Here is a 26,437-nt window from a genome sequence, read left to right as displayed (position 1 = left end):
TCGTCGTTACGGGCGGAGCAGCCGAGCTTCAGTCCGCGGGCGTGCGCCGGCCACCACGGGCCATCGACGCGAAAACGCCGTCGCCAAGCACCCATGCATGCCGCAGCGCTGCCGCCACATGCAGCAGGACCGTGGCGAACAGCAGGTAGGCGAGCCCGCCATGGGCGGCCCGCAGCACCGCGTACAGTGCCGGGTGGCGTGGTGCGATCGGCGGCAGCATGACGCCGTCGGCGAGCTGTACCGGGAAGCCGCCGGCTGACAGCATCGCCCAGCCGATCAGCGGCATCGCCAGCATCAGCCCGTACAGCAGCCAGTGCGATGCGGTCGCGGCGGCCCGTTGCCAGCGCGGCAGCGATGCCGGCAGCGCCGGAACCGGCCGGCGCAGGCGGTTGCGCAAACGCACCACCGCAAGCACCAGGATCGTGATTCCGAGGGGGCGATGCAGGTCGATCAGCCATGGCCGCGCGGATACCGACGCCATCATCGCCACGCCGATGAACAGCATCGCGACGATCATGGCGGCCATCAGCCAGTGCAGCCAGCGGGCGGTCGGGTTGAAGTGGCGGGGCGCGTTCATCGGGCCTGCTCCTTGCCGCCGAAGGAGGCGCCGGTGGCGACCTCGCGCAGTCGGCGATTGAACGAATGGGCGTATACGGCCGAGCGCGCGGCGAGGATCGGATCGTTCGACGCGTCGACGCCGGGTGGCAGGACCAGCGGGTCGAAGTTGACGTCGCGGCAGTCGCCGCTAGCCTGCGGACCCGCGTCCAGCAGCGTCAGCGTGCCTGCGAGCACCTGTTCGCGGGTGTCCGGCCATGGTCGCGTCGGGTCTTCGACCGCGTCGCCCGGCGCGGCGATCGTCACCACCATGTCCCAGCGCAACGGTCCGTGCGCGAGCCGCGCCAGCAGGTCGTCGGCGAGGAGGCCCGCATCGGCGCCGGCACGCGTCGCCGCGTCCATCGCCTGGAACGGCGTGTGTGGGCGCATCGACCAGCGCACGTGCCGGACCGTGCCAACGCCATCGATGAAGCGGAATGCGTTGACGCTGTTGTACCGGGTATTGGCCCAGCTGGTCGGCCACGGCGCCTGCTTCGCCCACTCCTTGAAGGCACGTGCGCGCGGATGGCCGGCGAGGAACGCCTCCATCGCGGCAGGGTCGGGTTTGCCGGTGGCGGGGTCCGGGCGTCCGGCCTGGACCTGCTGCAGGAACGCCTCGGGCGTGGCCACCGCGAAGAACGGGAAGCTGTTCATCGCCATGCGCCACTGCGGACCGCCCGAATCGCCGAGCTGCAGCGCCATGCTGCGCACCCGCGCGGTGTTGTCGGCGGCGTGCGGATTGCCGCCGCCGATCGAGAACCGTCCCAGCACCGGTACCCGGGTGCCGGTGAAGGCGGGTGCGGTCGATATCGCCCGGCCATCCGCCGTGCCCTGGAAGAAGCCGGTGACGCACACGCCCTTGGCGTGGTTCCGACGGTAGCCGGGATGCGGCTCGCCGTTGGCTTCCATCGCGTCGAGGATCCGCGGCGCAGTCAGGCGCTGGCCGAACCAGCCCGCGGTGGCGGCGAACACACCGGCGCTGGCGAGCACGATCGCGCCGATGCCCGCCAGCGCCGGGAGGTGGCGACGATCGGCCGATGGCGCGCGCCCATGCGGTTGCGGCGGAGTGGGCGAGGGCGGCGGCAAGCCGTCGGGTGTTGAAGAAGTCATGGTTCCGCTCGAATGGACAGGGCAACGGTGTGACGCCGCCGCGCGCGGTTTATTCCCGGCATGTGTGGCGGACCCGTTAAGCCGAACGCGGTACGGTGCGGGAATAAACGATGCCTACGGACGTCCCACCCGCATGAGCCGACGTGTCCCGTGCCCCTGCCATGGATGAAGCCGACGAAGCCCGCATCGGCGAGCTGATCCCGCGGCTGCGCCAGTTCGCCCGCTCGCTGGTCCACGACGGCGCGGCCGCCGACGACCTGGTGCAGGCCGCGCTGGAGCGCGCGCTGCGGGCGTGGTCGTCGCGGCGCCGGCCGGATGCCCTGCAGCCGTGGCTGTTCTCGATCCTCTACCGCCAGTTCATCGACGAGCGGCGACGTGCCGGCCGTTTGCGCCGCCTGCTTGAAATCGTCGGGATGATGGAGGAGTCGCATGCGCCGTCGGCCGAGCGGGTCAACGAGTCGCGCGCGGCGCTGGCGTCGTTCGGCCGGCTGCCCGAGGAACAGCGCGTGGTGATGCTGCTGGTCAGCGTCGAAGGTTTCAGCTACCGCGAGGTTGCCGACACCCTCGGCGTGCCGATCGGTACCGTGATGTCGCGGCTGTCCCGCGGCCGCGAGCGGCTGCGCCAGCTGTCAGAGGGCGACCCCGCCACGCCCGCACTGCGAGTGCTCAGATGAACCACCAGCCCCCCAACTCCGACGAGCTCCACGCCTTTGCCGACGGCCAGCTGGACGGCCGGCGCCACGACGAGGTCGCCGCCTGGCTGGCCACGCATCCCGCCGAGGCCGCGCGGGTGCGCGGCTGGAAGCGCGACGCCGGGGCCCTGCGCGCCACGCTGGGAACCGCCGCCACGCTGCCTCCCGCGCCGCAGCTGCAGCCCGCGGCGATCCGGCGGCGGTTGCGCGGCCAGCGCCGCCAGCGGCTGGCCCAGGCCGCGGTGCTGGTGCTGGCACTCGGCCTCGGCGGCTCCGGCGGTTGGCTGCTGCGCGACGCGCGTCCGGACGGGCCGCCGCCGATGGCCGATGCGGTGAGTGCCTACCGGATGATCGTCGGGCGCGAGGTCGAAATGGATTTCGCAAGCGACCGCGTCGGCGGCCTGCAGGCGTGGCTGGCGCGCCACTTCGGGGATGCCGGGCGGCTCCCCGACCTCGCAGCGCAGGGTTACGCGCTGCGCGGCGCCCGCATGCTGTCCACGCCCGAAGGCCCGGCGGCGATGCTGCTCTACGAGGATGCCGGTGGTGCCACTGTCGGCGTCTACCTGCGGCCGCGCACCGCGCGGATGCGCGACGGCGCACGACGCGACGGCGAACTGGTGGCGCGCTACTGGGCCGAAGGCGACACCGCGGTGGCGGTGGTCGGCACGCACCTGGACCAGCGCGCCCGCAAGGTCGCGCCACTGCTGCGAGGGGAGATCTAGGCCGCGCGGCATCGTGGGGATCGCCGGCCAACCCTGTCTGATCGGTGCCGGCCGGCGCGAAGGCACGCTGCACCGCGCGATAGTCCATCCGCAGGGACGGCTATCCCGCTGGACGGCCTTCAGCGGACGGAGGGCGCGGACTACGCTGGGCGTTCCCCACCCGCAGAGCGCGCCATGACCTCCCACATCTCGATGTACTCCGCTTCCGTCCCGGCTTTCGTCCGCGCGCTCAAGGCGCTGGCACACGTGCTTCGCCTGGGCGAGGCGCACGCGCGCGAGCAGGGCATCGCCCCCGACACCCTGCTGCAGGCGCGGCTGATCGACACCATGTACCCGCTGGCGCGGCAGGTGCAGATCGCCACCGACATGGCGCGCAACGGTGCCTCGCGCCTGGCGGGCCGCGACGTGGTGTCGGTCGCTGACGACGAAACCACACTGGCGGAGTTGCATGCGCGCATCGCCCGTACCATCGCGCACCTGGAGGCGTTCGCCCCCGGCCAGATCGACGGTTCGGAACCACGCGGGATCACCATCAAGGTGGGCGGCGAGGAGAAGCGGTTCGACGGCCACGGTTACCTGCTCGGCTTCGTGCTGCCGAACCTGTATTTCCACGTGACCACGACGTACGCGATCCTGCGCCAGCGCGGCGTGCCGCTGACCAAGCCCGACTTTTTCGGCGTGCCGCGAGGCGACTGACAGAGATGGTTCGTTGACGGAGAAAAACGACCGGCGCCCGCAGTGGCGCCGGTCTTTGGTGACGCCTGGCGAGGTTCAGCCCGCGGCGGCGACGTTGCCGGGGCCGGCGCCGGCAACCGGCCGCCGCCGGAACCGGTACACCAGCGCACCGATCGCCAGCGCGATCGCACCGGCCACCAGGTTCTCGACCTTGGCACTGGCCAGCAGCCCCAGCGACAGCAGCAACGCGAGCACCGGGATCAGCGGCCCACCCGGCAGCCGCATCGCATCCGGCGCATTGCCGTGGCGGCGCTGCAGCACCAGCACCGACACCGCGGTGCCGATGTACGTGAACAGCCGCGCGACCACCGACAGCAGCGCCAACTGCACGAACGAGCCGGTCAGCGCCAGCGCCAGCGACAGCACGCCGAGGGTGATGATCGCGACCGCCGGGGTGCGGAAGTGCGGGTGCACCGACGCCAGCGCGCGCGGCCCGTAGCCGTCCAGCGCCAGCGCGTGCAGGTAGCGCGGCCCGAGCATGATCGTGTTGCTGTTGGTGCCGAGGATCGACACCGTCGCGCCGACCGTCAGCAGCAGTGCCAGCCAGCCGCCACCGAACTGCGCCGCGGCGTCGGCCAGCGGCGTCTGCGACTGGGCCAGCCCGGGCAGCGTGCCCAGCGCCACCCATTGCACCGCGAAGTACACCAGCGTCACCGTGGCGATCATCGCCAGCAGCGCGAACGGCACGTCGCGCCGCGGGTTGCGGTACTCGCCCGCGGCGGCCGGCAGGTTCTCGAAGCCGGCGTACGCGAACAGCAGCAGCAATGCCGCCTCGCCGAGGTCGCGCACCGGGATCGGCCCTTCCACTGGCGAGACGATCGACATGTCGACGTACATCGCGCCGATGCCGACGAACATCAGCAGCGGCAGCAGCTTGGCGATCGCCAGCAGCACGCCGGTGCGGGCGGCGGCGCGCACGCCGATGACGTTGACGATGACCAGGAAGGCCAGCGAGCCGACCACGATCGCGATGCGCACCGCACCGTCGGCGGCGCCGGGCCAGAAATGCGTGACCGCTTCGGCCAGGCCGTTGCTGAGCGCGGCGGCGCTGGCGATGCGGGTCAGGAACAGCATCCAGCCGACCTCGAAGCCGACGAACGGGCCGAACGCCTCGCGCGCGTAGAGATAGCCGCCGCCCGGCTGGTCGAAGTAGCTCGACGCCTGCGCGTAGCACAGCACCAGCAGCGCGACCGCGGCGCCGGCCAGCAGCACCGCCCACAGGCTGGCGGGGCCGAGCAGCAGCGCGGCGGCGGCCGGCAGCAGGTAGATGCCGCTGCCGATGACGTCGTTGATCGCCAGGCCGAACAGCTGCCAGCGGCTGACCGCGCGGACCATCGTCGGGTCGCCCGGCGGCGTCGGCGTGGGGGTCGGGACGGCACCGTCGGCGCCGGACGTGTTCGATACGTTCAAGGACATCCCCTGCAGTGGCTGCCGGGGCAGATTGCATGATCGCGTGGCCAGCGTCCATGCCGCCCGCGGCGACGAAAAAGGGCCGCCCGAGTGGGCGGCCCGTGGTACTCGTGGTGGCGTGGCCGGTCGCCGATGCGTGGCCGCTCGGGCTCAGAAGCCGAAGCGCAGCTGCAGCTGGGCCAGGTCGATCTCGCTGTCGTCGATCTCGAACCGGCTGTACTCGCCGCGCAGCGACAGCGCATCGGTGAACGCGTACTCCAGGCCGACGCCGTAGGTCGGGTCGTTGCCGTCGTCGGACACGCCGGCGATGGAGGTGTCGACGCTCCAGTCGCTGTAGCCGGCCTTGGCATAGCCGGAGAAGCGGTCGGTGAACGGCACGCTGCCCACCGCGACCAGGTACGCCGCGTCGGCCTCGAGCTCCGGACCGGCCGAACCCAGCGGCTCGGTCTTGCCGAAGTCGGCGTAACCGGCCTCGAGCCCGAAGTAGCGGTTGAACTGGTAGCCGGCGAACGCCGAGAACGCGGTGTCCTCGTCGTCGAGCGCGCCGTCGTCGATCATCGCCTGGCCGGCGCCCGCGCCGATGTAGAAGCCCGGCTCGGCGGCCTGCGCACCGAACGCGGCGGCGCCGAGGGCGACGGCGAGGAGGCTGCTGGAAAGGAGGTTGCGCTTGCTCATGTTGGAACTCCTGCTGCGGACGGCCACGACGGGGGAGGGAGTGGCGGCCGTCCGGCGACCGGCCCCGACGGAATGCCTGGGCTGCGATCGCTGTGGACAGGAAGATGGGTCCGCACCACGAGAGCCAAAGACCGGCAAACGCGGATGCACTGTCCCGGTACTGGAACACTCGGGCGCCCCGCGCCGTGCACCGCACGCGCGCCACTACGGCCGGCTGCGCTACGGTGTCCGCAGCCCGACGGAGCATCGACATGACACGACTTCGCCTGCTCGCCACCGCGCTCGCCTGCATGGCCATTGCCGGATGCGCCACCGACCGGTTGCCGCGCAACCCGATCGCGCAGTGGCACGGCTCGCCCAACCACGAACCGCGCCGCGCGCGGATCATCGTGCTGCACCACACCGCGATGGACACCGCCGAGGGCGCCCTGCGCGTGCTGCAGACGCGCAACGCCGGCGGACCGGTGAGCTCGCACTACCTGATCGGCGACGACGGCCGGCGCTACCAGCTGGTGTCCGAGCAGGCCCGCGCGTGGCATGCCGGCGGCAGCCGCTGGGCCGGCATCAGCGACCTCAACTCGACGTCGATCGGGATCGAGCTGGACAACAACGGCCGCGAGCCTTTCAGCGAGGCGCAGATCGACTCGCTGCTGGTGCTGCTGGACGACATCGTCGAGCGCAACGGCATCCAGCCGCACCTCGTCGTCGCGCACGGCGACATCGCGCCGACCAAGAAGGACGACCCGAGCGCGCTGTTCCCGTGGCAGCGCCTGGCCGGGGCCGGCTTCGGCCTGTGGCCGCGCGACGTGCGCGCCGCGCCGCCGCCGGGCTTCGATGCGTGGGCGGCGCTGCGACTGGTCGGCTACGACCTGCGCGATCCCGCCGCCGCGCTCGCCGCGTTCCATCGCCACTACCGCGCCAGCGAAGCGCGCGACTGGCTGCCCGGCGACGACGCGATCCTGTACGACCTGCAGCTGCAGCTGATGGAACTGCCGGCCACGGCGCCGGAGCCGGGCGCAGCGATGCCCTGAGCGCCGTGCCCTCCGCGCACGGACATGCCGCGCGGCAGCACGTGCGGAGCGTCCGTTCGCGCCTGAACGGGCGGATTCGATAAGCGCCCGCGAGGCCGGCGTGACAGCGCCGTTAGCCGGCGCAAAGGTCATCACCGATACAGCCGTGGGCTCCAATCCTGCGCTCGCCACGCAACCGGCGTGGGCAACACGACCGCACAGGAGAACCGCATGAACACCCGTACCCGCACCGTGCTGGCGGTGGCCCTCGGCACCGTCCTGATCGCGCCGCTGGCCGCTGCGCAGAGCGACACCGCGCAGTCGAGGGCGAACGCCCGCGCCGGCCTCCAGCAGGCGGTGGAGCCGCAGCAGGCGCTGCCACCGCAGGTCAATCCCGCCGAAGTGGTCGAGCAGTCGGTGGATCCGCGCGTGCCGACCGGCGACATCGCCGACGACGCGATCAACGCCGCGCCGCCCCCGCCGCCGCTGCAGTCGCGCGGCGCCACCCAGGCCGCCGGCCACGCCGACGTGGTCCAGCGTGATGTCTGGAGCCGGCTCGACGTCGACGGCGACGGCCGCATCAGCGTCGAGGAGGGGGCGGTCGATGCCGACTTCGACACCGGTTTCGAGGCGATGGATGCCGACGGCGACGGCTTCGTCACCGACGCCGAGTTCCGCGCCAACGCGCGGCTCGATGACGATGCCGATGACATGGACGACGCCGATGATGACCGCGATGTCGACCGCGACGACCACACCGACCCGGTCGAACCCGACCCGATGGACGACCGCGACGGCATGGACGACGACGGCACCGGCATGGATGACGCTGACGGCGAGTGACGCCGCGTCGGCGCAGGCCATCGCCGCATGAGCGAAGAAGGGCGTCCACCGGGCGCCCTTCGTTTGCTACCCGCCCGACGCACCTCGGGCGCGAAGCTTGGTGTGTCCCGCGCCTTTGCGCGGTTACGGACCGGCCACGTCCGCCACAGGCCGCAGCCGCAGCAACCGCCCGTCTTCGCCATCCTCCAGCAGCCACAACGCACCGTCGGGTCCTTGCTCGACCTCGCGGATGCGGTCCTCCATCGCGAACCGCTCGGCCTCGCGCGCGCCGTCGCCGTCGAACTCGACCCGCACCAGCGCGTGCCCCGACAGCGCGCCGATGAAGGCATCGCCCTGCCACTGCGGGAACGCCGCGCCGTCGTAGAAGACCAGCCCGGCCGGCGAGATCACCGGGTTCCAGGTGACCTCCGGCGCGTTGAACTGCGGGCGGGTGTCGTGGTCGGGGATCGGGCGGCCGTCGTAGTGGTCACCGTTGGAGACGATCGGGTAACCGTAGTTTTCGCCGCGTTCGATCAGGTTCAGCTCGTCGCCGCCGGCCGGCCCCATCTCGTGCTCCCACAGCCGGCCCTGCGCGTCGAACGCGAGGCCAAGCGGGTTGCGGTGGCCGAGCGACCACACCTGCGCGGCGATGCCACCCTGTGAAGCGAACGGATTGTCGGCCGGCACGCCGCCATCGTCGTCGAGGCGGATCACCTTGCCGAGGTTGGCCTGCATGTCCTGCGCGGGGTCGAACTTCTGCCGCTCGCCAGAACTGATCCACAGCTTGCCGTCCGGCCCGAACGCGATGCGGTGGCCGTAATGGCCGCGCCCGGCGACCTTCGGCACCTGCCGCCAGACCACCTCCAGCCCGTCCAGCCGCCCGCCGCCGTCTTCGTCCAGCTGCAAGCGCGCACGCGCGACCGCGGCGCCGCGGGTGTCGCCTTCACCGGCCTCGGCATAACTGATGTAGACCAGCGCGTTGTCGGCGAAGTCGGGGTGCAGCACGACATCGCCCAGGCCGCCCTGGCCGCCGTAGTCGACCGCGGGCACGCCGTCGACGCGGCCGATCGTGCCGTCGGCGTGCAGCAGGCGCAGTGCGCCGCGCTTCTCGGTGACCAGCAGCCGTCGCCCGTCGCCGGGCAGGAAGGTCATCGCCCATGGCTCGTCGAAGGTGGCCACCTGCTCGATCGTGAAAGGGCGGCCGTCGGCGGCGACAGCGTGCTGCGAATCAGGCGCCTGTGTGGCCGGCGGAGTGTCGGCCGGCGTGGCCGCGTCACCCTGGCCGGCGCCGCAGCCGCACAGCAGCGCGACCAGCAGCGCGGGAACCAGCGGACGACGGGTCGACGCCGCCGCGGCCGGGCGGCGTGGGGCGGTACGGGGCGAAGCGGGCATGGCGCACCTCAGGACAGGGCCTTGGACGCCTCGAACGGTAGCGGGCGCGCGCCGGCGCTGACAATCCGCGGCTCCACCGCCGCCAGCAGCTCCTTGCTGCCGTCGATGACCACCAGGATGTTGCCGGCCTCGATCTCGTCGTGGAACTTGCGCCGGATCGGGTCGGGCAGCGACGAGCCCATCAGCGCCGACGCCCACGAACCCACCGCGGCCCCGGCCACCGCCGCCGCGGCGGCGCCGGCGAGGGTGATCCCCAGCGGCGGGATCGCGATCGCCACCAGCCCGGCCAGCAGCCCGGCACCGGCGCCGTAGCCGGCCCCGCGCACGGCGGCCGGCAGCATGTCGGTGTCGGCCTCCTTGCGCTCGTCGGGGATGCCATCCATCTCCACGTCCGACCGGGCCACCAGCAGGATGTCGTCGTTGTCGACGCCGCCGTCGCGGGCGGCGCGGATGGCGGCCTCGGCGGTGGGCAGGTCGGGGGTGATGAATACGTGTCGCAGCTTCATGGCGGGTTCCCGTGTCGGTCCGTGGGCGCGGCCGGGGACGGGCCGCGTGCGGCAGTGCGTCGGCTGCAGTCTGCGCCGCCGCGGTGACCCGGACGTGATGACCCGGCGCGCGGGACGCACACATGCGCACGGTGACGGCGCGCTGGCGCGGGTGGGTCATACTGCCCCGATGGATTCGATCGCGATGGTCGGCTTCGATGCCGACGACACCCTCTGGCGCAGCCAGGACTTCTTCGACGCCGCCCAGCACGAGTTCGAGGGCATCATCGGCGCCTACATCGACCTCGCCGACGCCCGCGCGCACGAGCGCCTGTACGAGGTCGAGGCCGGCAACATCGCGGTGTTCGGCTACGGCGTGAAGGGCATGGTGCTGTCGATGATCGAGGCGGCGGTCGAGCTGACCGACGCCCGCATCAGCGCCCGCGACCTGCATCGCATCGTCGGCCTCGGCAAGGACCTGCTGCGGCACCCGGTGGAACTGCTGCCGGGCGTGCGCGAGGCGGTCGAGGCGGTCGCCGCCGACTTCGAGGTCGTGCTGATCACCAAGGGCGACCTGTTCCACCAGGAAGCCAAGGTCCGCGACTGCGGGCTGGCCGGGCTGTTCCGGCGCATCGAGATCGTCAGCGAGAAGGATCCGCCGACCTACGCGCGGCTGTTGGAGGAGTTCGGCCTGCCGGCATCGCGGTTCGTGATGGTCGGCAATTCGCTGCGTTCGGACATCGCCCCGGTGCTGGCGCTGGGCGGCTGGGGCATCCACGTGCCGTACCACACCACCTGGACGCACGAGACCGCCGACCTCGCCGCCGATACCCCGCGGCTGCGAACGGTGGCGGGCGCGGCCGAGGTGCCCGCGGCGGTGGCGGCACTGGCCCGCGAGGCAACTGGCGGCGGCACCCGCAACGGTTCCTGAGCGTGACGGCCGCGTCGGCGCGATATTAAAAAACGGTTCACGCGCGGCCCGGCATGGTCGAACCGTGCCCGTCACCACGGGCGTCCCAGGAGCCGACCATGGCCATTGCCGCACACGCCCGACCCACCCCTCGCCCCGCTTCCCGCTGGCTGGCCCCGCTGGTGCTCGCCGCCGGCTTCAGCGTGCTGGCGGCGATGCCCGCGCCCGCCCAGGCGCAGAGCAGCCAGGACATCGCCCGCGTCATCGTCGATGTCGCCGATGTCATCTTCCGCAGCGGCCAGCCGTACTACCGCCACGGCAACTACGGCTACAACGACCGCCTGATCGTGGTGCGCGACCGCTACGGCCGCCCGACTTACTACCGCCAGGTCAACCGCGGCTACCGGTCCGGCCCGCCGTACGGCGTCGCCCACGGCTACTACCGCAACGGCCCGGGCAACACCCACGTGAAGTGCAACCGCAACGGCAAGTGCAAGGTCAGGGGCCACTACTACGACGCCCGCTACGACCGCGACCGCTGGGACCGGCGCGACTACCGTGACCGTTGGGACCGCTACGACCGCGACGACCGCTACGATCGTCGTGACCGGTACGACCGTCGCGACCGCTGGGACGACTGAGTCCACCATACCGGCCCACGTGCATCATCGGCGACCTCGACAACGGCACCGCACCGCACCGCGCGGTGCCGTTGTCGCATGGCGAGCCGGGTTTGCGCGGCGCCGCACGGCCCGCCGCCGGGATCGGTTAGCCTCGCGTCCGACCGCTCCACCTCCACGACGCCTCCAACCCGGGAACCCACCATGCACCTGCGCCACGTCCTGATTGCCCTCGTCGCCGGCGGCCTGCTGGCCGCCACCGCCACCCCCGCGGCCGCCGCCGGCCCGATCGACTGCAAGCTGCGCTTCGACCTTTCGGGCTGGTCGGTGTTCTACAAGACCGGCAGCGGCAGCGGCACGGTGACCTGCGACAACGGCCAGAGCATGGCGGTGCAGATCCGCACCAAGGGCGGCGGCCTGACCTTCGGCAAGACCGAGATCAAGGACGGCCGCGGCGAGTTCTCCGGCATCGACAGCATCGACGACGTGCTAGGCACCTACGCCACCGCCGAGGCGCACGCCAGCGCCGGCAAGTCCGGCAAGGCCCAGGTGATGACCAAGGGCGACGTGTCGCTGGCGCTTGCGGGCAAGGGCGAGGGCTGGAGCCTCGGCGTCGCCTTCGGCAAGTTCGTGATCTCGCGCTGAACCCGTCGCCGGCCAAACGGGGCGATTTCAGAGCGCGTTCACTGCCCGGCGCCGAGCATCGGAACCCTGCAGTCACAGGAGTGCCCGTCATGACCTCTGCCACCCGCATGTTCCGCACGCTCGGCCTGACCGCCGCCATCGCCGTCGCCGGCCTCGGCACCGCCTCGGCCCAGACCATCAACTGGGACCCGCGCACCGGCGATGTGTGGGTCGACACCTGGCTGGGCGACATCAACCGCTACGGCAGCCGCTACCAGCAGCCGTTCGTCGACGAGATGGTGCGCTACTACGGCGCGCCGCGCGACCTCGTCACCGGTCTGCTGCTGGAGCGCGACTGGGCGCCGGGCGACGTTTACTACGCCTGCGCCATCGCCCAGGTCATCGGCCGGCCGTGCCGCTACGTCGCCGACGAATGGGAGCGCAGCGGCCGCGGCGAAGGCTGGGGCGCGATGGCGCAGCGGCTGGGCATCAAGCCCGGCTCGGACGAGTTCCACCGGCTGAAGCGCGGCTTCGTGTCCAGCTATGACCGCTGGGGCCGCCCGATCCGGATCGACGACGACCTGTTCGACGATTACCCCGAGCGCGCCCGGCTGATCCGCGAGGGCCGCGACGACCGTGACTGGCGCCGCAGCGACGACAACGAGCGCGGAAACCGCAATGACAACCGCGGCCGTGCGGACCAGGCCGATCGCGGCAACGACAACGGCCGCGGCAACGACGACGCGCCGGGCAACAGCGGCAACCGCGGCAAGGGCCAGTCCGCCCGCGGCAACGGCAACTCAGGCAAAGGCAACGCGGGAAAGGGCGGCCAGGGAAAGGGCAATGACAAGGGCAACAACGGCAACGGCCGTGGCGGCTGACCGCTTGTCCTAGCCGCGCCTGAACCTGCCGGCCCGCGCCGCCTCCGCGCCGCGGGCCGGTTGCGTGCAGCGGGTCCGTACAATTGGCGGGATGCCCGCGACACCCGCCATCCCCATTGACCAGCTGCGCCTGTCCGTCGCCCCGATGATGGACTGGACCGACACCCACTGCCGCGTGTTCCACCGGCTGCTGGCGCCGCACGCGCGGCTGTACACCGAGATGGTCCACGCCAACGCGGTGATCCACGGTGACCGCGGGCGCCTGCTGGCGCTCGACCCGGTCGAGCATCCGGTGGCCCTGCAGCTCGGTGGCAGCGAGCCGGAACTGCTCGCGCAGGCCGCGCGGATCGGTGCGGACGCCGGCTTCGACGAGATCAACCTCAACTGCGGCTGCCCGTCCGACCGGGTCCAGGCCGGGCGCTTCGGCGCCTGCCTGATGCGCGAGCCGGCGCTGGTGGCGGCGTCGGTGGCGGCGATGGTCGAGGCCTGCGACGTTCCGGTCACCGTCAAGTGCCGGCTCGGCGTCGACGACGACCACGACTACGGCCGCTTCCGCGCCTTCATCGACGAAGTCGCCGACGCGGGGTGCCGGATGTTCGTGGTCCACGCCCGCAACGCCTGGCTGCAGGGGCTGAGTCCGAAGGAGAACCGCGAGGTGCCGCCGCTGCGCTACGACTGGGCGTACCGGCTGCGGCGCGAGCGGCCCGACCTGCAGGTCATCGTCAATGGCGGCATCGCGACCGGGGAGGAAGCGACCGCGCACCTGGACCACGTCGAGGGCGCGATGCTCGGCCGCGCCGCGTACCACACGCCGTACCTGCTGCACCGGCTCGACGCCGCGTGGTTCGGTGGCCGGCTGCAAAGCCGCGCCGAGCTGTTGCGCGCGCTGCGGCCCTACGTCGAGGCGCAGCTGGAGCGTGGTGTCTACCTCAAGCACATCACCCGCCACCTGCTCGGCCTGTTCGCCGGCGAGCGTGGCGGCCGGGCGTTCCGCCAGGTGCTCAGCGAGGGCGCGCACAAACCGGGCGCCGACTGGTCGCTGGTCGGGCGCGCGCTGGAGGTCACCGAATCGTTCGCCAGCCACGCCACGCCGCCCGCCCCGACCACGATGGAGTCCAAATGATCACCCGCGACATCGACCGCTTCCTTGCCGCGGCGCGCAGCACGCCGGCTGACTTCGGCCCCGCCACCGCGCGCGCGGCGTTCCTGGTCGCGCCCGACGGCTTCCGCCTCGCCGGCCAGTCGGCCGCCGACAACCACTACATGGCCGATGCCTCCGCGTTCGACGCGGCCCGCGCCTCGGCGCAGCACCGCGACCTGCATCGCGCGATCGCACAGGTGCTGCCGGCGGTGTGCTTCGCCGGCGACCCGGAGACGCCCGACGCGCTGTTCCCCAACAACGTGTTCGCGACCGCCGCCGGCCGCTACGTGGTCGGCCGCATGCGCCACCCGGTGCGCCAGCGCGAGGCCGCCCGCGCCGACATCCGCGGCTTCTTCCGTGAGCTGCTCGGCTATGCCGAAGCGGACCTGTCGACCCAGCCGCATCCCTGCGAACTGACCGGTGCACTGGTCATCGACCGCGCCCGCGGACTCGGCTTCGCCGGCCTGTCGGAGCGCTGCGACGAGGAAGGTGCGCGGCTCATGCACGACGCGCTCGGCCTGCGGGCGACGCTGGTGTTCGACCTGGCCGAAGGCGAGTACCACACCAACGTGGTGCTGGCGGTGCTCGCCGGTCGCGCGGTGCTGGCCTGCCCGGGCGGCTTCGCCGACCCGGCGGTGGTCGACGCGATCGCCGCGCTGTACGCGCCGCACGCGATCCTGCTGTCGCCGGCCGAGCACGCCGGGTTTGCCGGCAATGCGATCGCGTTGTCGGACGACACCGTGTGGATGAGTGGGGGCGCCGCGCGGGTCCTCTCCCAAGCCACCCGCGGCGCACTGGCCGCGGCCGGCTTCAAGCTGCGCAGCGTCGAGCTGGATGCGATCGAAGCCGGCGGTGGTTCGCTGCGCTGCTGCGTCGGCGAGGTCTACTAGCGGCGCCGCGCAGCAGGTAACGTGGCCGGGGCTGAACGCCGACCACGGTGTGAAGAAAAAGTTCAGATCGGATTCACCGCCCGATTCCAAGAATGACCGTCATTCCCCACGGCCTGTCCCGCGTCCCCGCGCGGCTTCCGGAGTGCCCATGCCGATCCGCACCGCCATCGTCGTCGTCCTGATGCTGCTGACCGCGGCCACGGCGGGCGATGCGCTGGCGCAGCGCACCCGCGACAGCTCCCGCGAGTCCAACCGCGAGCTGGCCAACCGCCGCGCGGACCGTGGCGTCGACCGCTCCCACCAGGGCCACGGCCACCAGCGCGACGCCGACCACACCGCGCTGTCGGCCGCCGTGCGCCGGGTCGAGCGCCGCACCGGCGGCCAGGTGCTCAGCGCCGAGCGCGTGCCCTACGACGGCCGCGACATCAACCGCATCAAGGTGGTCGACTCCAGCGGCCGGGTCAGGGTATATGTCGACGACCCGCGCGGACGCCCCGCGCCACGGCCGTCCCGTACACGCGGCGACGACAACTGAACGTCCACGATCGACTCAACGGCCCCTGTTCAGGGGCGCTGACGATCCGTACAAGGAGTACCCATGCGCATCCTGCTGGTTGAAGACGAAGCCCCGTTGCGCGAGACCCTGGCCGCCCGCCTGAAGCGCGAGGGTTTCGCCGTCGATGCCGCGCAGGACGGCGAGGAAGGCCTGTACATGGGCCGCGAGGTGCCGTTCGACCTGGGCATCATCGACCTCGGACTGCCGAAGATGTCCGGCATGGAGCTGGTCAAGGCGCTGCGCGAGGAGGGCAAGAAGTTCCCGGTGCTGATCCTCACCGCGCGCTCGAGCTGGCAGGACAAGGTCGAGGGCCTCAAGCAGGGCGCCGACGACTACCTGGTCAAGCCGTTCCACGTCGAGGAACTGCTGGCCCGGCTCAATGCACTGGTGCGCCGCGCGGCCGGCTGGAGCAAGCCGACGCTGGAGTGCGGGCCGGTCACGCTCGACCTCGCCGCGCAGACGGTCAGCGTCAACGGCAGCAACGTCGACCTGACCAGCTACGAATACAAGGTGCTCGAGTACCTGATGATGCATGCCGGCGAGCTGGTCTCGAAGGCCGACCTGACCGAGCACATCTATCAGCAGGACTTCGATCGCGACTCCAACGTGCTGGAGGTCTTCATCGGCCGCCTGCGCAAGAAGCTCGACCCCGACGGTACGCTCAAGCCGATCGAGACCGTGCGCGGCCGCGGCTACCGCTTCGCCATCCCGCGCAGCGGCGAGTAAGCGCGCGCGTGCTTCGCGGGCGCTCGCGCCGGCGCCGGCGCCCTTGTTGTAACGTGCCGCGCATGCCGTCCACCGCCGCCCGCGCATTCCCCTCAGCCACGGCCGCCCCGGGCGGTCCCGCGCCATGAGCTGGGGCCGCCCGCGTTCGCTGCAGGCGCGCCAGCTGATGGGCGCCAGCATCGGCCTGGTCGCGTTCCTCGCGCTGGCGGGCTACGCGCTCGACCGGGCCTTCCTCGACACCGCCGAGAGCAACCTGCGCCAGCGCCTGCGCAGCTACGCGCTGGCCTACGCCGACAGCGAGTTCGCCCGCGACGGCACCTTCATCCCGCCGTACACCTCGCCCGATCCGCGCTTCGACCGGCCCGGCAGCGGGTTGTACGCGGAGGTCGTGCTGGCCGAGGGCCACCACTGGGATTCGGCCTCCTCGGTCGGCCCGGTGTTGCCGCACGCCGACATGCTCGAAGCGCGCGAGGAGGTGTTCGAACGCCAGTTGCCGATCACCGAGATCAACGGCGAGCCCGGCGAGGTCTACCGCTACGGCCGCGGCCTGATCTACGCCAGCGGCGACGACCCGGAGGCGGAGGTTCCGTACAGCGTCTACATCCTCGAGGACACCACCGCGTTGAGCCGCCAGGTCGAGGTGTTCCGCGCCGCGCTGTGGCGTTACCTCGGCGGTGCCGGCCTGATCCTGCTGCTGCTGCAGGCGGTGATCCTGCGCTGGAGCCTGCTGCCGCTGCGGCGCGTGATCACCGAGCTCAAGCGGGTGCAGCGCGGCTCCACCTCGCGCATGAGCGAGCACCATCCACGCGAGCTGGAACCGCTGGCCGAGAGCATCAACGCCTTCATCGAGAGCGAACGGCAGAACCTCGACCAGCAGCGCAACACCCTGGCCGACCTCGCCCACAGCCTGAAGACGCCGCTGGCGGTGCTGCGCGCGCGGCTCGACGACAACGCGCCGGAAGCCGAGCTGCGCGAGGACGTCGACGCCCAGCTGCGGCGCATGAACGACCTGGTGTCGTACCAGCTGGCGCGCGCCGCGTCGGGCGGGCACACCCTGTTCGCCGCGCCGGTCGACATCGAGCCCCACGCCGAGCAACTGGTGCGCAGCCTGGAGAAGGTCTACGCAGCCAAGGGCGTGCTGTGCGAGTTCGATATCGCCGAGGGCGTGCAGTTCCTCGGCGAGCCGGGCGATCTGCAGGAGCTGCTCGGCAACCTGCTGGAGAACGCCTTCAAGTGGGCGAAGTCGCGCGTGCTGCTGACCGTGCAGCCCGGCGAGACCGCGCCCAACCGGCGTCCGGGCCTGATGATCGCGGTCGACGACGACGGCCCCGGCATCCCGCCGGAGAAGGTCGCGCTGGTGCTGCAGCGCGGCGTGCGCGGCGACGAGCGCGTGCAGGGCCACGGCATCGGCCTGTCGATCGTGCAGGACCTGATCCACGCGTACCGGGGCACGCTGGACGTCCGCACGTCGGACGAGCTGGGCGGCGCCCGGTTCGAGGTGAAGCTGCCGCCGCGGCTGTAGGGCTAGGCGAACGGCGGCGGGCCGTACAGCCGCTGCAGGTGGGCGGCCACCTCCGGCATCGCCGCGCGCAGCGTCGCCGGGTCGCTGAAGTGGTACTCCGTGGCCACCGCGAAGAACTCCTCCGGCGCCTCCGCCGCGTAACCGTCGATCGTGGTGTCCGCGCCGGCGTCGACCCGCGCGGCGAATGCATCGAACGCGCGCTGGAAGTCGCGCGCCCATTCGCGCTGCCACGGGCGTGGCAATGGCGGGGTGCCGTCGAGCACGCCGTCGAGGCTGTCGAGCTTGTGGGCGATCTCGTGCGCGGCGACGCAGAAGCCGGCGCGCGGGTCGGCGCAGTCGGACTGCACGTCGGCCCACGACAGGATCACCGGGCCGGCGTCCCAGGCCTCGCCGATCAGCTCGTCGTGCCACTCGTGCAGCACCCCGGCGGCATCGACGTGGCTGCGCTGCACCCGGAACGCGTCGGGGTAGACGATCAGCTGCGACCAGCCGTGCAGGCCTTCCTCGCCGAACTCCAGCAGCGGCAGGCAGCACGCGGCGGCGAGCAGCCCGCGCTGGCCGGGGTCGAGTTGCAGGTCGCCGATCGGGGTGATCGTCTTGTCGGCGACGAAGCGCGCGGTCAGCGACCGCAGGCGCGCGTCACGCGCCGGGTCGAGCGCGGCCGCCCACGGCAACGCCGCGCGGATGTCGCGCCAGAGCGGGTCGGGGATGGGAGCGGGCGCGGGGCGCCACCAGCGCCGGAGCAGTCCGGACAAGTCGCGACGCGCGCCTCAGCGGAACATGCCGGGCAGGAAGCGATGCCAGCGCGGCGAGGGCAGCCTGGAGGCGTCGCTGTGGACGCTGGGCTTGGCGCGGGTCTCGCGCGCGGCTTCGATCCGGGCGTTGGCCGGAGTCATCTCGGCCTTGTCGGCGACCGACTCCTTGCAGCCGCCGCTGTTGGGCGAGCTCATCTTGACCTCGCGCGCGCCGACGCTGGTGCTGAGGACGATGGACACGAGCAGGCAGATGCACAGTCGCAACATGGGGAGCCTCGCGGGCCGGAATTCCGGTCAGTTGCCGACTATAACGCGATTCCGGCGTGTGGGCGGTCGCGTGCTGCGGTGCCGCAACGTCGGTCCGTCACCGGTGGCGGGCGTGGCCGGCATAATCGCCCGATGCCTTCCGATGCCCGCCAGACCGGCGTTCCGCACGCCAGCGCTACGCACGTCCTCGTCCAGCCGAGCGCCGGGAGCCGCCGCCGTGGATGAACGCAGCCTGCTGGCACGGTTGATCGAGGGTCCGGTCTCGGGCGACGCGCTGGCGCGCGAGACCGGCCAGACCCGCGCGTCGATCTGGAAGCGGGTCGAGGCCCTGCGCGAGGCCGGGGTGCCGATCGAGGCGCAGGCGGGACGCGGCTACGCGCTCGCGCGGCCGTTCGATCTGCTCGACAGCGAGGCGATCGCGGCGCGGCTGTCGCCGGCCGTGCGGGCCCGCACCGCCGCGGTCGAGGTGGCGTGGACGATCGACTCGACCAACAGCGAGCTGCTGCGTCGGCCGCCGGCCGCGGGCGGGCAGGGCGGCGCCGCGACCGTGCTGCTGGCCGAGCGCCAGACCGGCGGGCGCGGGCGTCGGGGCCGCGAGTGGTGCTCGCCGCTGGCCGCGCACCTGTACCTGTCGCTCGCGCGCGGCTTCGGTGGCGGGCTGGCGCGGCTGGGCGGGCTGAGCCTGGTCGCCGGCATCGCCACGGTCGAGGCGCTGCACGCGCTGGGGTTCGATAGCGCCCGGCTCAAGTGGCCGAACGACATCGTCATCGCTGGCGACGACGGCCTGCGCAAGCTCGGCGGGCTGCTGGTCGAGGGCGGTGGCGAGCACGCCGGGCCGGTGCGGGCGGTGGTCGGGCTGGGCCTCAACGTGCACATGCCGGAGGCGTTCGCGGCGCGGATCGACCAGCCGTGGTGCGACCTCGAAGGCCTCGCCGCCGATGGCCGGCCGCCGTTGCCGTCGCGCAACGCGCTGGCGGCGGTGGTGATCGAGCGCTGGGTGCCCGCGCTGGACGAGTTCGACGCGGTCGGGCTGGCGCCGTTCCTGCCGCGCTACCGGGCCTTCGATGCGCTGGCCGGCAGCCGGGTCGACGTGGCCGGCGCCAGCGGATCCGTGGCCGGCGAGGTGCTCGGGCTGGCCGACGACGGCGCCCTGCGCCTGCGGCTGGACGACGGCGGCGAGCGCGCGTTCCACGCCGGCGAGGTCAGCGTGCGGCGGGCGGCGGGCGCATGAGCCGCTGGCTGTTCGACCTCGGCAACACCCGGCTCAAGGCCGCGCCGCTCGGCGCGGACGGACGCCCCGGCGCGGTGCTGGCGATCGCCCACGACGGTGTCGACCTGGCCGCCGAACTCGACCGCCACCTGCCGCCTTCGATCGATGCGGCGGCGGTCGCCAGCGTTGCCGCCGAACCGTTGCGCGTCGCCCTGCTGCAGGCGCTGGCCACGCGCTGCCAACGCATCTCGCTGGCGTCCACCGCGCGCCAGTGGGCCGGGCTACGGATCGCCTACGCCGATCCGTCGCGGCTGGGTGTCGATCGCTTCCTCGCGATGCTCGGCGCGCGCGCCGAAGGTCCTGGCGCGGTGCTGGTGTGCGGGGTCGGCACCGCGCTGACGGTCGACCTGGTCGATGCCGACGGCCTGCACCGTGGTGGCCGGATCGCGCCTTCGCCGGCGCTCATGCGCGAGGCGTTGCACGGCCGCGCCAGTCAGCTGCCAGCGAACGGCGGGGTGTACCGCGACTTCGCCGACGACACCGATGACGCGCTGGCGTCCGGCTGCGAGGGGGCGGCGGTCGCCCTGGTCGAGCGCAGCCTCGCCGCCGCGGCGGAACTGCTGGGCGCGCCGCCGCCGCGGCTGCTGCTGCACGGCGGCGGCGCCGCGGCGCTGGCCGCGCGGCTGCCGGCGCCGGAGCTGCGCCCCGACCTCGTACTGGAAGGCCTCGCGCGCTGGTCCGCGGCGGCGTCGCCGGTCGTCGCCGGCACGGACGCGGCCTAGAATCGCCGCATGCTGACCCGCGCCCTGATCGTCCTGCTGCTCGTGCTCAACCTCGGCGTCGCGCTGTGGTGGGCGAACCGGCCCGGGCCGCCCGCGCCGCCGACCGAGACGCCGTCCCCCGGTGTCGAGCGGCTGCAACTGGTGTCCGAACAGGGCGCGGCGCCGCCCGCGACAGCCGCCGAGCCGCCCGCGATCGACCGCTGCCTGCGCCTGGGACCGTTCGCGACCGCAGAGGCCGCCGCGACCGTGCAGGCCCGGCTGCAGCCGCGGGCCGTGCAGGTCCGCCCGCATCGCGACTACGCCGGCACCGCGCGCAGCTGGAAGGTCCTGCTGCCGCCGGCCGCCGACATCGACGCCGCCGAGGCCGCGGCCGCGCGGATCGCCGCTGCCGGTTTTCGCGACTGGTTCGTGATCCGCGACGGCGAGGACGAACGCGCGGTCGCGCTCGGCCTGTACCGCAACGAGAGCGCCGCCCGCGAGCGAGCCGGCGCACTGAAGGCGGCCGGCTTCGCGGTCGAACTGGTGCCGGTCGGTGCCGGCCCGGCGCGGCACTGGCTGGATGTCGCCGCGCCGGCCACCCTGGCCGACGCCGACCTGCAGGCCGCGACCGGCGCACCGGGCATCGAGCCGATCGACTGCGCGGGCTTCGAGCCGGCCGGCCCGGCTGTCGATGCCGCGGAGGGCGACGCCGCGGCACGTTAGAATGGGCGTTTCGCCGGCTTAGCTCAGTTGGTAGAGCAACCGCCTTGTAAGCGGTAGGTCGTCAGTTCGACTCTGACAGCCGGCATCAGTCAAGGAGACGCCCATGAGCCGCACGTATCCCCCCGTTTCGATCATTGGCGCGCCCACCGACGTCGGCGCCGGCGACCGCGGCGCGCGGCTCGGGCCCGAGGCGCTGCGCATCGCCGGGCTCGCCGAGGCACTGGCCGCGCGCGGCGTCGACGTGCTCGACCGCGGCAACCTGGAAGGCCCGCGCAACCCGTGGCAGGGGCCGGTCGACGGCTACCGCCACCTCGACGAGGTCACCGAGTGGAACCGGCGGGTGATGGAGGCGATGCACGCCGAACTCGCCGCCGGCCGCATGCCGATCCTGCTCGGCGGCGACCACTGCCTGGGCCTGGGCTCGATCACCGGCGTCGCCCGCCACTGCCGCGAGACCGGCAAGAAGCTGCGCGTGCTGTGGCTCGACGCCCATGCCGACTTCAACACCAGCCAGGTCACCCCGTCGGGCAACATCCACGGCATGCCGGTGGCCTGCCTCTGCGGTCTCGGCCCGCGCCAGCTGACCCACCTCGACGGCGACGCCCCGGCGATCACCCCCGACGTCGTCCGCCAGATCGGCATCCGCTCGGTCGACCAGGGCGAGAAGAAGCTGGTCAAGGAGCACGGCCTCGACATCTACGACATGCGCTACATCGACGAGGTCGGCATGAAGCGCGTGATGGAGGAGGCGCTGGAGGGCATGGACGACGACACCCACCTGCACGTCAGCTTCGACGTCGACTTCCTCGACCCGTCCGTCGCGCCGGGCGTCGGCACCACCGTGCCGGGCGGGCCGAACTACCGCGAAGCGCAGCTGTGCATGGAGATGATCGCCGACAGCGGCCGGATGGCCTCGCTCGACATCATGGAGCTGAACCCGATCCTCGACCGCAACAACCAGACCGCGCTGGTCGCGATCGACCTGGTCGAGAGCCTGTTCGGCAAGTCCACGCTGATGCGTGACTGACCGGCGGCCAAGCTGAACGTGCCGCGCCACGGGCGCGCGGCAGTCCACATCCGCTTCACGGCGCTCCACGCAATGATTCGGCCACGGTCGTGCGACCCGCTCCATGCGCGGCCCCGTCCAAGCCCATTGTCCTAGGAGATTCCCATGAAGCGTCTGACCGCCCTGTTGCTGCTGTCCCTGTTCTCGATGGGCACCCTGACCGCCTGCAACACCATGGCCGGCGTGGGTGAGGACATCGGCGCCGCCGGTGACAAGATCGAGGACGAGGCCGAGGGCCATCTCGACTGCGACACCAGCGACGAGTGCTGATCGCTGCGCGACATGCATGAACGGAAGGCCGGGGCGACCCGGCCTTCCGCATTCTGGGGAGGGGGCGACGCCCGGCTCATCACCGCTTAACGCAATCGCCACCCCGCGCGAATGCCTGCCCGGCCACAGTGGACCCGTGGTACCGACGGTACCGCGCACCCCCACCCACAGGAGGCACGCAATGAACAAGGACATCATCGCCGGCAAGTGGACCCAGCTGAAGGGCAAGGCCCAGGCCCGCTGGGGCGACCTGACCGATGACGATTTCGACATCGCCGAGGGCAACGCCGAGTACCTGTCCGGACGCCTGCAGGAGCGCTACGGCTGGAACCGCGACCGCGCCGACCGCGAGGTGCGCGACTTCAGCGACACCCTGCACTAGCCGCATGCCGGCCCCGCCCGCATTGAAGCGAACGGGGCATCGGCGCCAACCCGAACGGACCGGCGACGGTCCGTTCCTGCGTTGCGGGCTAAACTGGCCGGCCGCCCCCACCGCCCCGCGCCATGCAGTCCACCCGTGTCCTCACCGGCATCACCACCTCCGGCACCCCGCACCTGGGCAACTACGTCGGTGCGATCCGCCCTGCCGTCGCCGCCAGCCGCCAGCCGGGCGTGGAGAGCTTCTACTTCCTCGCCGACTACCACGCGCTGATCAAGGTGCAGGACCCGGCGCGGGTGCAGCGCTCGACGCTGGAGATCGCCGCGACGTGGCTGGCCTGTGGCCTGGATCCCGACCGGGTGCGCTTCTACCGCCAGTCCGACATCCCGGAAACCACCGAGCTGATGTGGCTGCTGACCTGCGTGGCCGGCAAGGGCATCCTCAACCGCGCGCACGCCTACAAGGCCGCGGTCGACCGCAACCGCGAGGCCGGCGAGGACGACGATGCGGCGGTGACCGCCGGGCTGTTCATGTATCCGGTGCTGATGGCGGCCGACATCCTGCTGTTCAACGCGCACAAGGTGCCGGTCGGGCGCGACCAGATCCAGCACATCGAAATGGCACGCGACTTCGCCCAGCGCTTCAACCACCTGTACGGCGAGCACTTCGTGCTGCCGGAGGTGGTGATCGAGGAGCAGGTGGCGACCCTGCCGGGCCTGGACGGCCGCAAGATGAGCAAGAGCTACGACAACACCATCCCGCTGTTCGCGCCGCGGGAGGAGTTGAAGAAGCTGGTCTACTCGATCGTCACCGACTCGCGCGCGCCGGGCGAGCCGAAGGACGCCGCGAACTCCAACGTGTTCCAGCTGTACCGCGCGTTCGCGTCGGAGCCGGAGACGGAGGCGATGCGACAGGCATTCGCCGACGGCATCGCCTGGGGCGAGGCGAAGGCGGCACTGTTCGAGCGGATCGACACCGAGGTGGCGCCGCTGCGCGAGAAGTACGAAGCATTGATGGCGCAACCGGCCGGGATCGAACAGGTGCTGCGCGACGGCGCCGCGCGGCTGCGCGAGGAGCGCGCCATCCCGACCCTGCGCGTGCTGCGCGAGGCGGTCGGCCTGCGTGATCTCTCGCTGGCCGGACGCGACGCGGCGGCCGGAAGCGCGGGCACGAAGCCGGCACTGGCGACGTTCAAGCAGTACCGCGGCGACGACGGGCGGTTCTACTTCAAGCTGGTCGACGGCGACCGGGTGTTGCTGCAGAGCGGGGCGTTCGAGTCGCCGCGCGATGCCGGCGGGCGGCTGGCGGCGCTCCGGCGCGACGGTGTGGACGCGCTGGGCGACGGCGTGGTGCTCGGCGACGGGGTCGATATCGACACCGTGCGCGCCGCGCTGGCGGCGATCGCGCGCGACGACGCCGAGAAGGCCGCACGCAGGAACGCCGGCGACTGATTCCCGTCGCGGCGCGACCATGCCGCCGCGACAAAAGGACGGGCGCCTGAACGGTGGCCGGATGCCGGCCTGCTTATGGGGTCGCCATCACGCGATCGCTTCCGGGCCGGGCGTACGCTGCGCGGGCGCACCCTGCCTGCCGTCCATGCACGCCATCCGCTTGTCCAGAATGTTCCAACGCCGCCCGCCCGGTGCCGTGCAGCCCGCTGCGCGACGGGAGGCCGTTCCGGCGTCGGCGGCCACGCGTGGGGATGATGCGCTGGCCGACATCGTCCGGCTCGCCACCCTGGTCTGTGGAACTACGGCGGCGGCGATCGCGCTGGTCGACGGCGACCGCTTCCGGCTGGAAGCGCGCATCGGCCTGGTGCTGGAGTCGGTGCCGCGCGGGACCGCGCTCAGCGTGCTGGCGCTGCGCGAGCCCGGCACCACGGTGGTGATCGAGGACATCGCCGCGCGGCCGGGCGTCAAGGCCGTCCCGATCGAGGGTGGCATGGCCCGTTTCTATGCGGGCCGAGCGCTGTGCGACACGGAAGGGCGGCCGACCGGCGTCATCTGCGTGTTCGACCGCGCCCGGCGCACGCTGGACCGGCACCAGCTCGAGGCGCTGGAAATCCTCGCCCGGCAGGCCCAGTGCATGCTGGAGCTCGACCGCAACGCGCGCCAGCAGCAGCGCGAGCTGAGCGAGCACCGCGACCTCGCCCGCACGCTCGAACACCGCGCCACCCACGACACCCTCACAGGCCTGCTCAACCGCGACGCGTTGTCGCAGCTGCGCCGCAACCCGGAGGCGCTGGCGCGGCTCGACGCCGGCCCGTACTGCCTGATGCTGCTCGACATCGACCACTTCAAGCAGGTCAACGACCGCCATGGCCACCTGCTGGGCGACACCGCGCTGCGCCAGGCCGCCGCCGCCGTCGCCGCCGCGGTCCGGGCCGACGACGTCGCGGTGCGCTTCGGTGGCGAGGAGTTCCTGGTGGTGCTGCCATCGACTTCGCTGTCAAACGCGGCGGAGATCGCCGAGCGGATCCGCCAGAGCGTCGCCGCGATCCCGCTGCCGTTCCGGCTGACGCTGTCGGTCGGGGTCGCCGCGGGCGACCCGGCGCGTGACCAGCCGGAGGACGTGTTCGAACGCGCCGACCAGGCGCTGTACCGGGCCAAGGCCGGTGGCCGCGACCGCGTGGTGGTCGACGACACCCTGCGTCTGTCGCCGTAGCGGGTCGCCGCGCCTTGCCCCGGATACGACAAGGGCGGCACGCGGCCGCCCTGTCGTTGCATCGATTGCGCGTCGCGCCTACTGCGGTGCGGACAGGTCGTCCAGCAGCGCCTTGAGGAAGCGCGCGGCCTCGCCGCCGGTACAGGCGCGGTGGTCGAAGGTCAGCGAGATCGGCATGCGGCGGTGTACCTCGATGCCGCCCATCACCGCCACCACGTCGTGGCTGAGCTTGCCGGCGCCGACGATCGCGACGGTCGGCGGCACCACCACCGGGGTCGCGTAGCGGCCGGCGAACATGCCGAAGTTGGACAGGCTGATGGTGTAGCCCGACAGCTCGCTGGCCGGAATGCTGCGGTCCTCGACCTGCGCGCGCAGGCGGCCGATGGCGCCACGGACCGCGGTGCCGTCGAGCATGTCGGCGTTGCGCAGGGCCGGCACGAACAGGCCGTCGTCGGTGTCGACCGCGATGCCGATGTCGACGTGCGGGTGCATCGTGCGGACCAGCTTGTCGCCGTCGAACCAGGCGTTGAGCGCCGGCACCGCCTTGCAGGCCGCGCAGATCGCGCGGATCAGGCGGGCGGTGATGTCCTGCTTGCCGATCCATGCGTGCAGGTCGGCGTCGTCCACCAGCGTGGTCGGGACGACCTTGCTGTGGGCGTCGGCCATGACGCGGGCCATGTTGCGGCGCACGCCCTTGAGTTGCTCGGGCTGGCCGCTGGCGGCGACGCCCGGCGGCTGGGTGCGCATCGGCCGGCCACCCTGCGACAGGGTGCTGCGCTGTGCCGGGGCGCCAGCCGCGGCCGCGGGTGCGGCGGGGGCGCGGTC

At 72.3% G+C, this 26,437-nt stretch carries 30 protein-coding genes, 1 tRNA gene and 1 pseudogene; 23 read left to right on the top strand and 9 right to left on the bottom strand.

All coding sequences use genetic code 11. The features are described 5' to 3' along the window. Nucleotides 1–28: 28 nt before the first annotated feature. Together N799_RS08650 and N799_RS08645 are read right to left on the bottom strand one after the other, a co-directional pair. The gene (locus tag N799_RS08650) at nt 29–577 is read right to left on the bottom strand and encodes a cytochrome b (RefSeq protein WP_036210907.1); all 549 of its coding nucleotides are present in this window, start codon (nt 575–577) and stop codon (nt 29–31) included. Next, a complete protein-coding gene (locus N799_RS08645; RefSeq protein ID WP_036210904.1) occupies nt 574–1,704 on the bottom strand; it encodes a catalase family peroxidase in 1,131 nt (376 codons plus the stop codon). The genes N799_RS08650 and N799_RS08645 overlap by 4 nt, the downstream gene beginning before the upstream one ends. A 161-nt stretch (nt 1,705–1,865) precedes the next feature. On the opposite strand from N799_RS08645, the gene N799_RS08640 reads away from it, so the two are divergent. The 3 genes from N799_RS08640 (at nt 1,866) to N799_RS08630 (ending at nt 3,814) form a co-directional block, all read left to right on the top strand. Further along, a complete protein-coding gene (locus N799_RS08640; RefSeq protein WP_036210901.1) occupies nt 1,866–2,378 on the top strand; it encodes a sigma-70 family RNA polymerase sigma factor in 513 nt (170 codons plus the stop codon). After that, entirely contained in the window at nt 2,375–3,118 is a 744-nt protein-coding gene (locus tag N799_RS08635; RefSeq protein WP_036210898.1) for an anti-sigma factor family protein, read from the top strand. Before N799_RS08640 ends, N799_RS08635 begins: the two co-directional genes overlap by 4 nt. Nucleotides 3,119–3,292: 174 nt before the next feature. Continuing rightward, nucleotides 3,293–3,814, top strand: coding sequence for a DUF1993 domain-containing protein (locus N799_RS08630; protein ID WP_036210895.1), 522 nt, complete (start codon nt 3,293–3,295; stop codon nt 3,812–3,814). Between the two features lie 75 nt (nt 3,815–3,889). On the opposite strand, the gene N799_RS08625 is transcribed toward N799_RS08630, so the two are convergent. Both N799_RS08625 and N799_RS08620 read right to left on the bottom strand, forming a co-directional pair. Continuing rightward, the gene (locus N799_RS08625) at nt 3,890–5,188 is read right to left on the bottom strand and encodes an APC family permease (protein WP_052101397.1); all 1,299 of its coding nucleotides are present in this window, start codon (nt 5,186–5,188) and stop codon (nt 3,890–3,892) included. A gap of 225 nt (nt 5,189–5,413) precedes the next feature. Beyond that, the gene (locus N799_RS08620) at nt 5,414–5,938 is read right to left on the bottom strand and encodes an outer membrane beta-barrel protein (RefSeq protein ID WP_052101386.1); all 525 of its coding nucleotides are present in this window, start codon (nt 5,936–5,938) and stop codon (nt 5,414–5,416) included. A gap of 251 nt (nt 5,939–6,189) precedes the next feature. Between N799_RS08620 and N799_RS08615 the strand changes: the two genes are divergently transcribed. Further along, nucleotides 6,190–6,969 (top strand): N-acetylmuramoyl-L-alanine amidase, encoded by a 780-nt coding sequence (locus N799_RS08615; protein ID WP_052101385.1) that lies wholly within the window; start codon nt 6,190–6,192, stop codon nt 6,967–6,969. A gap of 210 nt (nt 6,970–7,179) precedes the next feature. Continuing rightward, a complete protein-coding gene (locus N799_RS08610) occupies nt 7,180–7,791 on the top strand; it encodes an EF-hand domain-containing protein (protein WP_152597869.1) in 612 nt (203 codons plus the stop codon). A 123-nt stretch (nt 7,792–7,914) separates the two neighbouring features. Here the strand turns inward: N799_RS08610 and N799_RS08605 are convergent, their stop codons facing one another. Further along, nucleotides 7,915–9,162: a PQQ-dependent sugar dehydrogenase gene (locus N799_RS08605; RefSeq protein WP_081974850.1), complete on the bottom strand. Its 1,248-nt coding sequence runs from the start codon at nt 9,160–9,162 to the stop codon at nt 7,915–7,917. A gap of 8 nt (nt 9,163–9,170) precedes the next feature. Continuing rightward, nucleotides 9,171–9,668, bottom strand: coding sequence for a hypothetical protein (locus tag N799_RS08600; RefSeq protein ID WP_036210888.1), 498 nt, complete (start codon nt 9,666–9,668; stop codon nt 9,171–9,173). 169 nt (nt 9,669–9,837) lie between these two features. On the opposite strand from N799_RS08600, the gene N799_RS08595 reads away from it, so the two are divergent. The 9 genes from N799_RS08595 (at nt 9,838) to N799_RS08555 (ending at nt 17,517) form a co-directional block, all read left to right on the top strand. Then, nucleotides 9,838–10,578, top strand: coding sequence for an HAD family hydrolase (locus N799_RS08595; protein ID WP_036210885.1), 741 nt, complete (start codon nt 9,838–9,840; stop codon nt 10,576–10,578). Nucleotides 10,579–10,676: 98 nt separating this feature from the next. Further along, nucleotides 10,677–11,198, top strand: a complete 522-nt coding sequence (locus N799_RS08590; RefSeq protein ID WP_152597868.1) for a hypothetical protein — start codon at nt 10,677–10,679, stop codon at nt 11,196–11,198. 183 nt (nt 11,199–11,381) lie between these two features. Then, a complete protein-coding gene (locus N799_RS08585; RefSeq protein WP_036210879.1) occupies nt 11,382–11,822 on the top strand; it encodes a hypothetical protein in 441 nt (146 codons plus the stop codon). Between the two features lie 89 nt (nt 11,823–11,911). Continuing rightward, nucleotides 11,912–12,682 carry a hypothetical protein gene (locus N799_RS14405; protein ID WP_152597867.1) on the top strand — a complete coding sequence of 257 codons (771 nt, stop codon included), beginning with the start codon at nt 11,912–11,914 and terminating at the stop codon, nt 12,680–12,682. A gap of 91 nt (nt 12,683–12,773) precedes the next feature. Beyond that, nucleotides 12,774–13,805 (top strand): tRNA dihydrouridine(20/20a) synthase DusA, encoded by a 1,032-nt coding sequence (dusA, locus tag N799_RS08575; RefSeq protein ID WP_052101383.1) that lies wholly within the window; start codon nt 12,774–12,776, stop codon nt 13,803–13,805. Next, complete coding sequence (locus tag N799_RS08570; RefSeq protein WP_036210876.1) at nt 13,802–14,713, top strand: arginine deiminase-related protein; 912 nt, start codon at nt 13,802–13,804, stop codon at nt 14,711–14,713. The genes dusA and N799_RS08570 overlap by 4 nt, the downstream gene beginning before the upstream one ends. Before the next feature lie 148 nt (nt 14,714–14,861). Continuing rightward, nucleotides 14,862–15,248, top strand: a complete 387-nt coding sequence (locus N799_RS15970) for a PepSY domain-containing protein (RefSeq protein WP_238978860.1) — start codon at nt 14,862–14,864, stop codon at nt 15,246–15,248. A gap of 63 nt (nt 15,249–15,311) precedes the next feature. Next, on the top strand, nt 15,312–15,995 hold the full coding sequence (locus tag N799_RS08560) for a response regulator transcription factor (protein ID WP_036210873.1): 684 nt from the start codon (nt 15,312–15,314) through the stop codon (nt 15,993–15,995). 124 nt (nt 15,996–16,119) lie between these two features. Continuing rightward, entirely contained in the window at nt 16,120–17,517 is a 1,398-nt protein-coding gene (locus N799_RS08555; RefSeq protein ID WP_036210870.1) for an ATP-binding protein, read from the top strand. A gap of 2 nt (nt 17,518–17,519) precedes the next feature. Here N799_RS08555 and N799_RS08550 read toward each other — a convergent pair whose 3' ends face one another. Then, nucleotides 17,520–18,272 carry a M90 family metallopeptidase gene (locus N799_RS08550; RefSeq protein WP_052101382.1) on the bottom strand — a complete coding sequence of 251 codons (753 nt, stop codon included), beginning with the start codon at nt 18,270–18,272 and terminating at the stop codon, nt 17,520–17,522. Between the two features lie 15 nt (nt 18,273–18,287). Further along, entirely contained in the window at nt 18,288–18,539 is a 252-nt protein-coding gene (locus tag N799_RS08545) for a hypothetical protein (RefSeq protein ID WP_036210867.1), read from the bottom strand. 217 nt (nt 18,540–18,756) lie between these two features. Between N799_RS08545 and birA the strand changes: the two genes are divergently transcribed. From birA to N799_RS08500, 9 genes and pseudogenes are all read left to right on the top strand, one after another. Continuing rightward, nucleotides 18,757–19,770 carry a bifunctional biotin--[acetyl-CoA-carboxylase] ligase/biotin operon repressor BirA gene (gene birA / locus N799_RS08540; RefSeq protein ID WP_036210864.1) on the top strand — a complete coding sequence of 338 codons (1,014 nt, stop codon included), beginning with the start codon at nt 18,757–18,759 and terminating at the stop codon, nt 19,768–19,770. After that, on the top strand, nt 19,767–20,531 hold the full coding sequence (locus tag N799_RS08535) for a type III pantothenate kinase (RefSeq protein WP_036210861.1): 765 nt from the start codon (nt 19,767–19,769) through the stop codon (nt 20,529–20,531). The genes birA and N799_RS08535 overlap by 4 nt, the downstream gene beginning before the upstream one ends. A gap of 9 nt (nt 20,532–20,540) precedes the next feature. Beyond that, entirely contained in the window at nt 20,541–21,233 is a 693-nt protein-coding gene (locus N799_RS14400) for an SPOR domain-containing protein (RefSeq protein WP_052101381.1), read from the top strand. Between the two features lie 12 nt (nt 21,234–21,245). Then, nucleotides 21,246–21,318, top strand: a tRNA-Thr gene (locus tag N799_RS08525). Between the two features lie 18 nt (nt 21,319–21,336). After that, nucleotides 21,337–22,260, top strand: a complete 924-nt coding sequence (gene rocF / locus N799_RS08520; protein WP_036210858.1) for an arginase — start codon at nt 21,337–21,339, stop codon at nt 22,258–22,260. Between the two features lie 144 nt (nt 22,261–22,404). After that, nucleotides 22,405–22,569, top strand: coding sequence for an entericidin A/B family lipoprotein (locus N799_RS08515; protein WP_036210855.1), 165 nt, complete (start codon nt 22,405–22,407; stop codon nt 22,567–22,569). 181 nt (nt 22,570–22,750) lie between these two features. Next, on the top strand, nt 22,751–22,951 hold the full coding sequence (locus tag N799_RS08510) for a CsbD family protein (RefSeq protein WP_036210852.1): 201 nt from the start codon (nt 22,751–22,753) through the stop codon (nt 22,949–22,951). A gap of 122 nt (nt 22,952–23,073) precedes the next feature. Continuing rightward, a pseudogene (locus tag N799_RS08505) lies at nt 23,074–24,297 on the top strand (tryptophan--tRNA ligase); the annotation flags it as partial. 271 nt (nt 24,298–24,568) lie between these two features. Further along, nucleotides 24,569–25,612: a GGDEF domain-containing protein gene (locus N799_RS08500; protein WP_052101379.1), complete on the top strand. Its 1,044-nt coding sequence runs from the start codon at nt 24,569–24,571 to the stop codon at nt 25,610–25,612. 78 nt (nt 25,613–25,690) lie between these two features. Here N799_RS08500 and N799_RS08495 read toward each other — a convergent pair. Then, nucleotides 25,691–26,437, bottom strand: a 747-nt coding sequence (locus N799_RS08495; RefSeq protein WP_036210849.1) for a dihydrolipoamide acetyltransferase family protein, incomplete at its 5' end; no start/stop codon positions are given.

Origin of the sequence: Lysobacter arseniciresistens ZS79, assembly GCF_000768335.1 — a bacterium.
Taxonomy (GTDB): domain Bacteria; phylum Pseudomonadota; class Gammaproteobacteria; order Xanthomonadales; family Xanthomonadaceae; genus Novilysobacter; species Novilysobacter arseniciresistens.
Note: the sequence above shows the minus strand (reverse complement) of the source record. Positions and strands in the feature narration are given on the sequence as shown.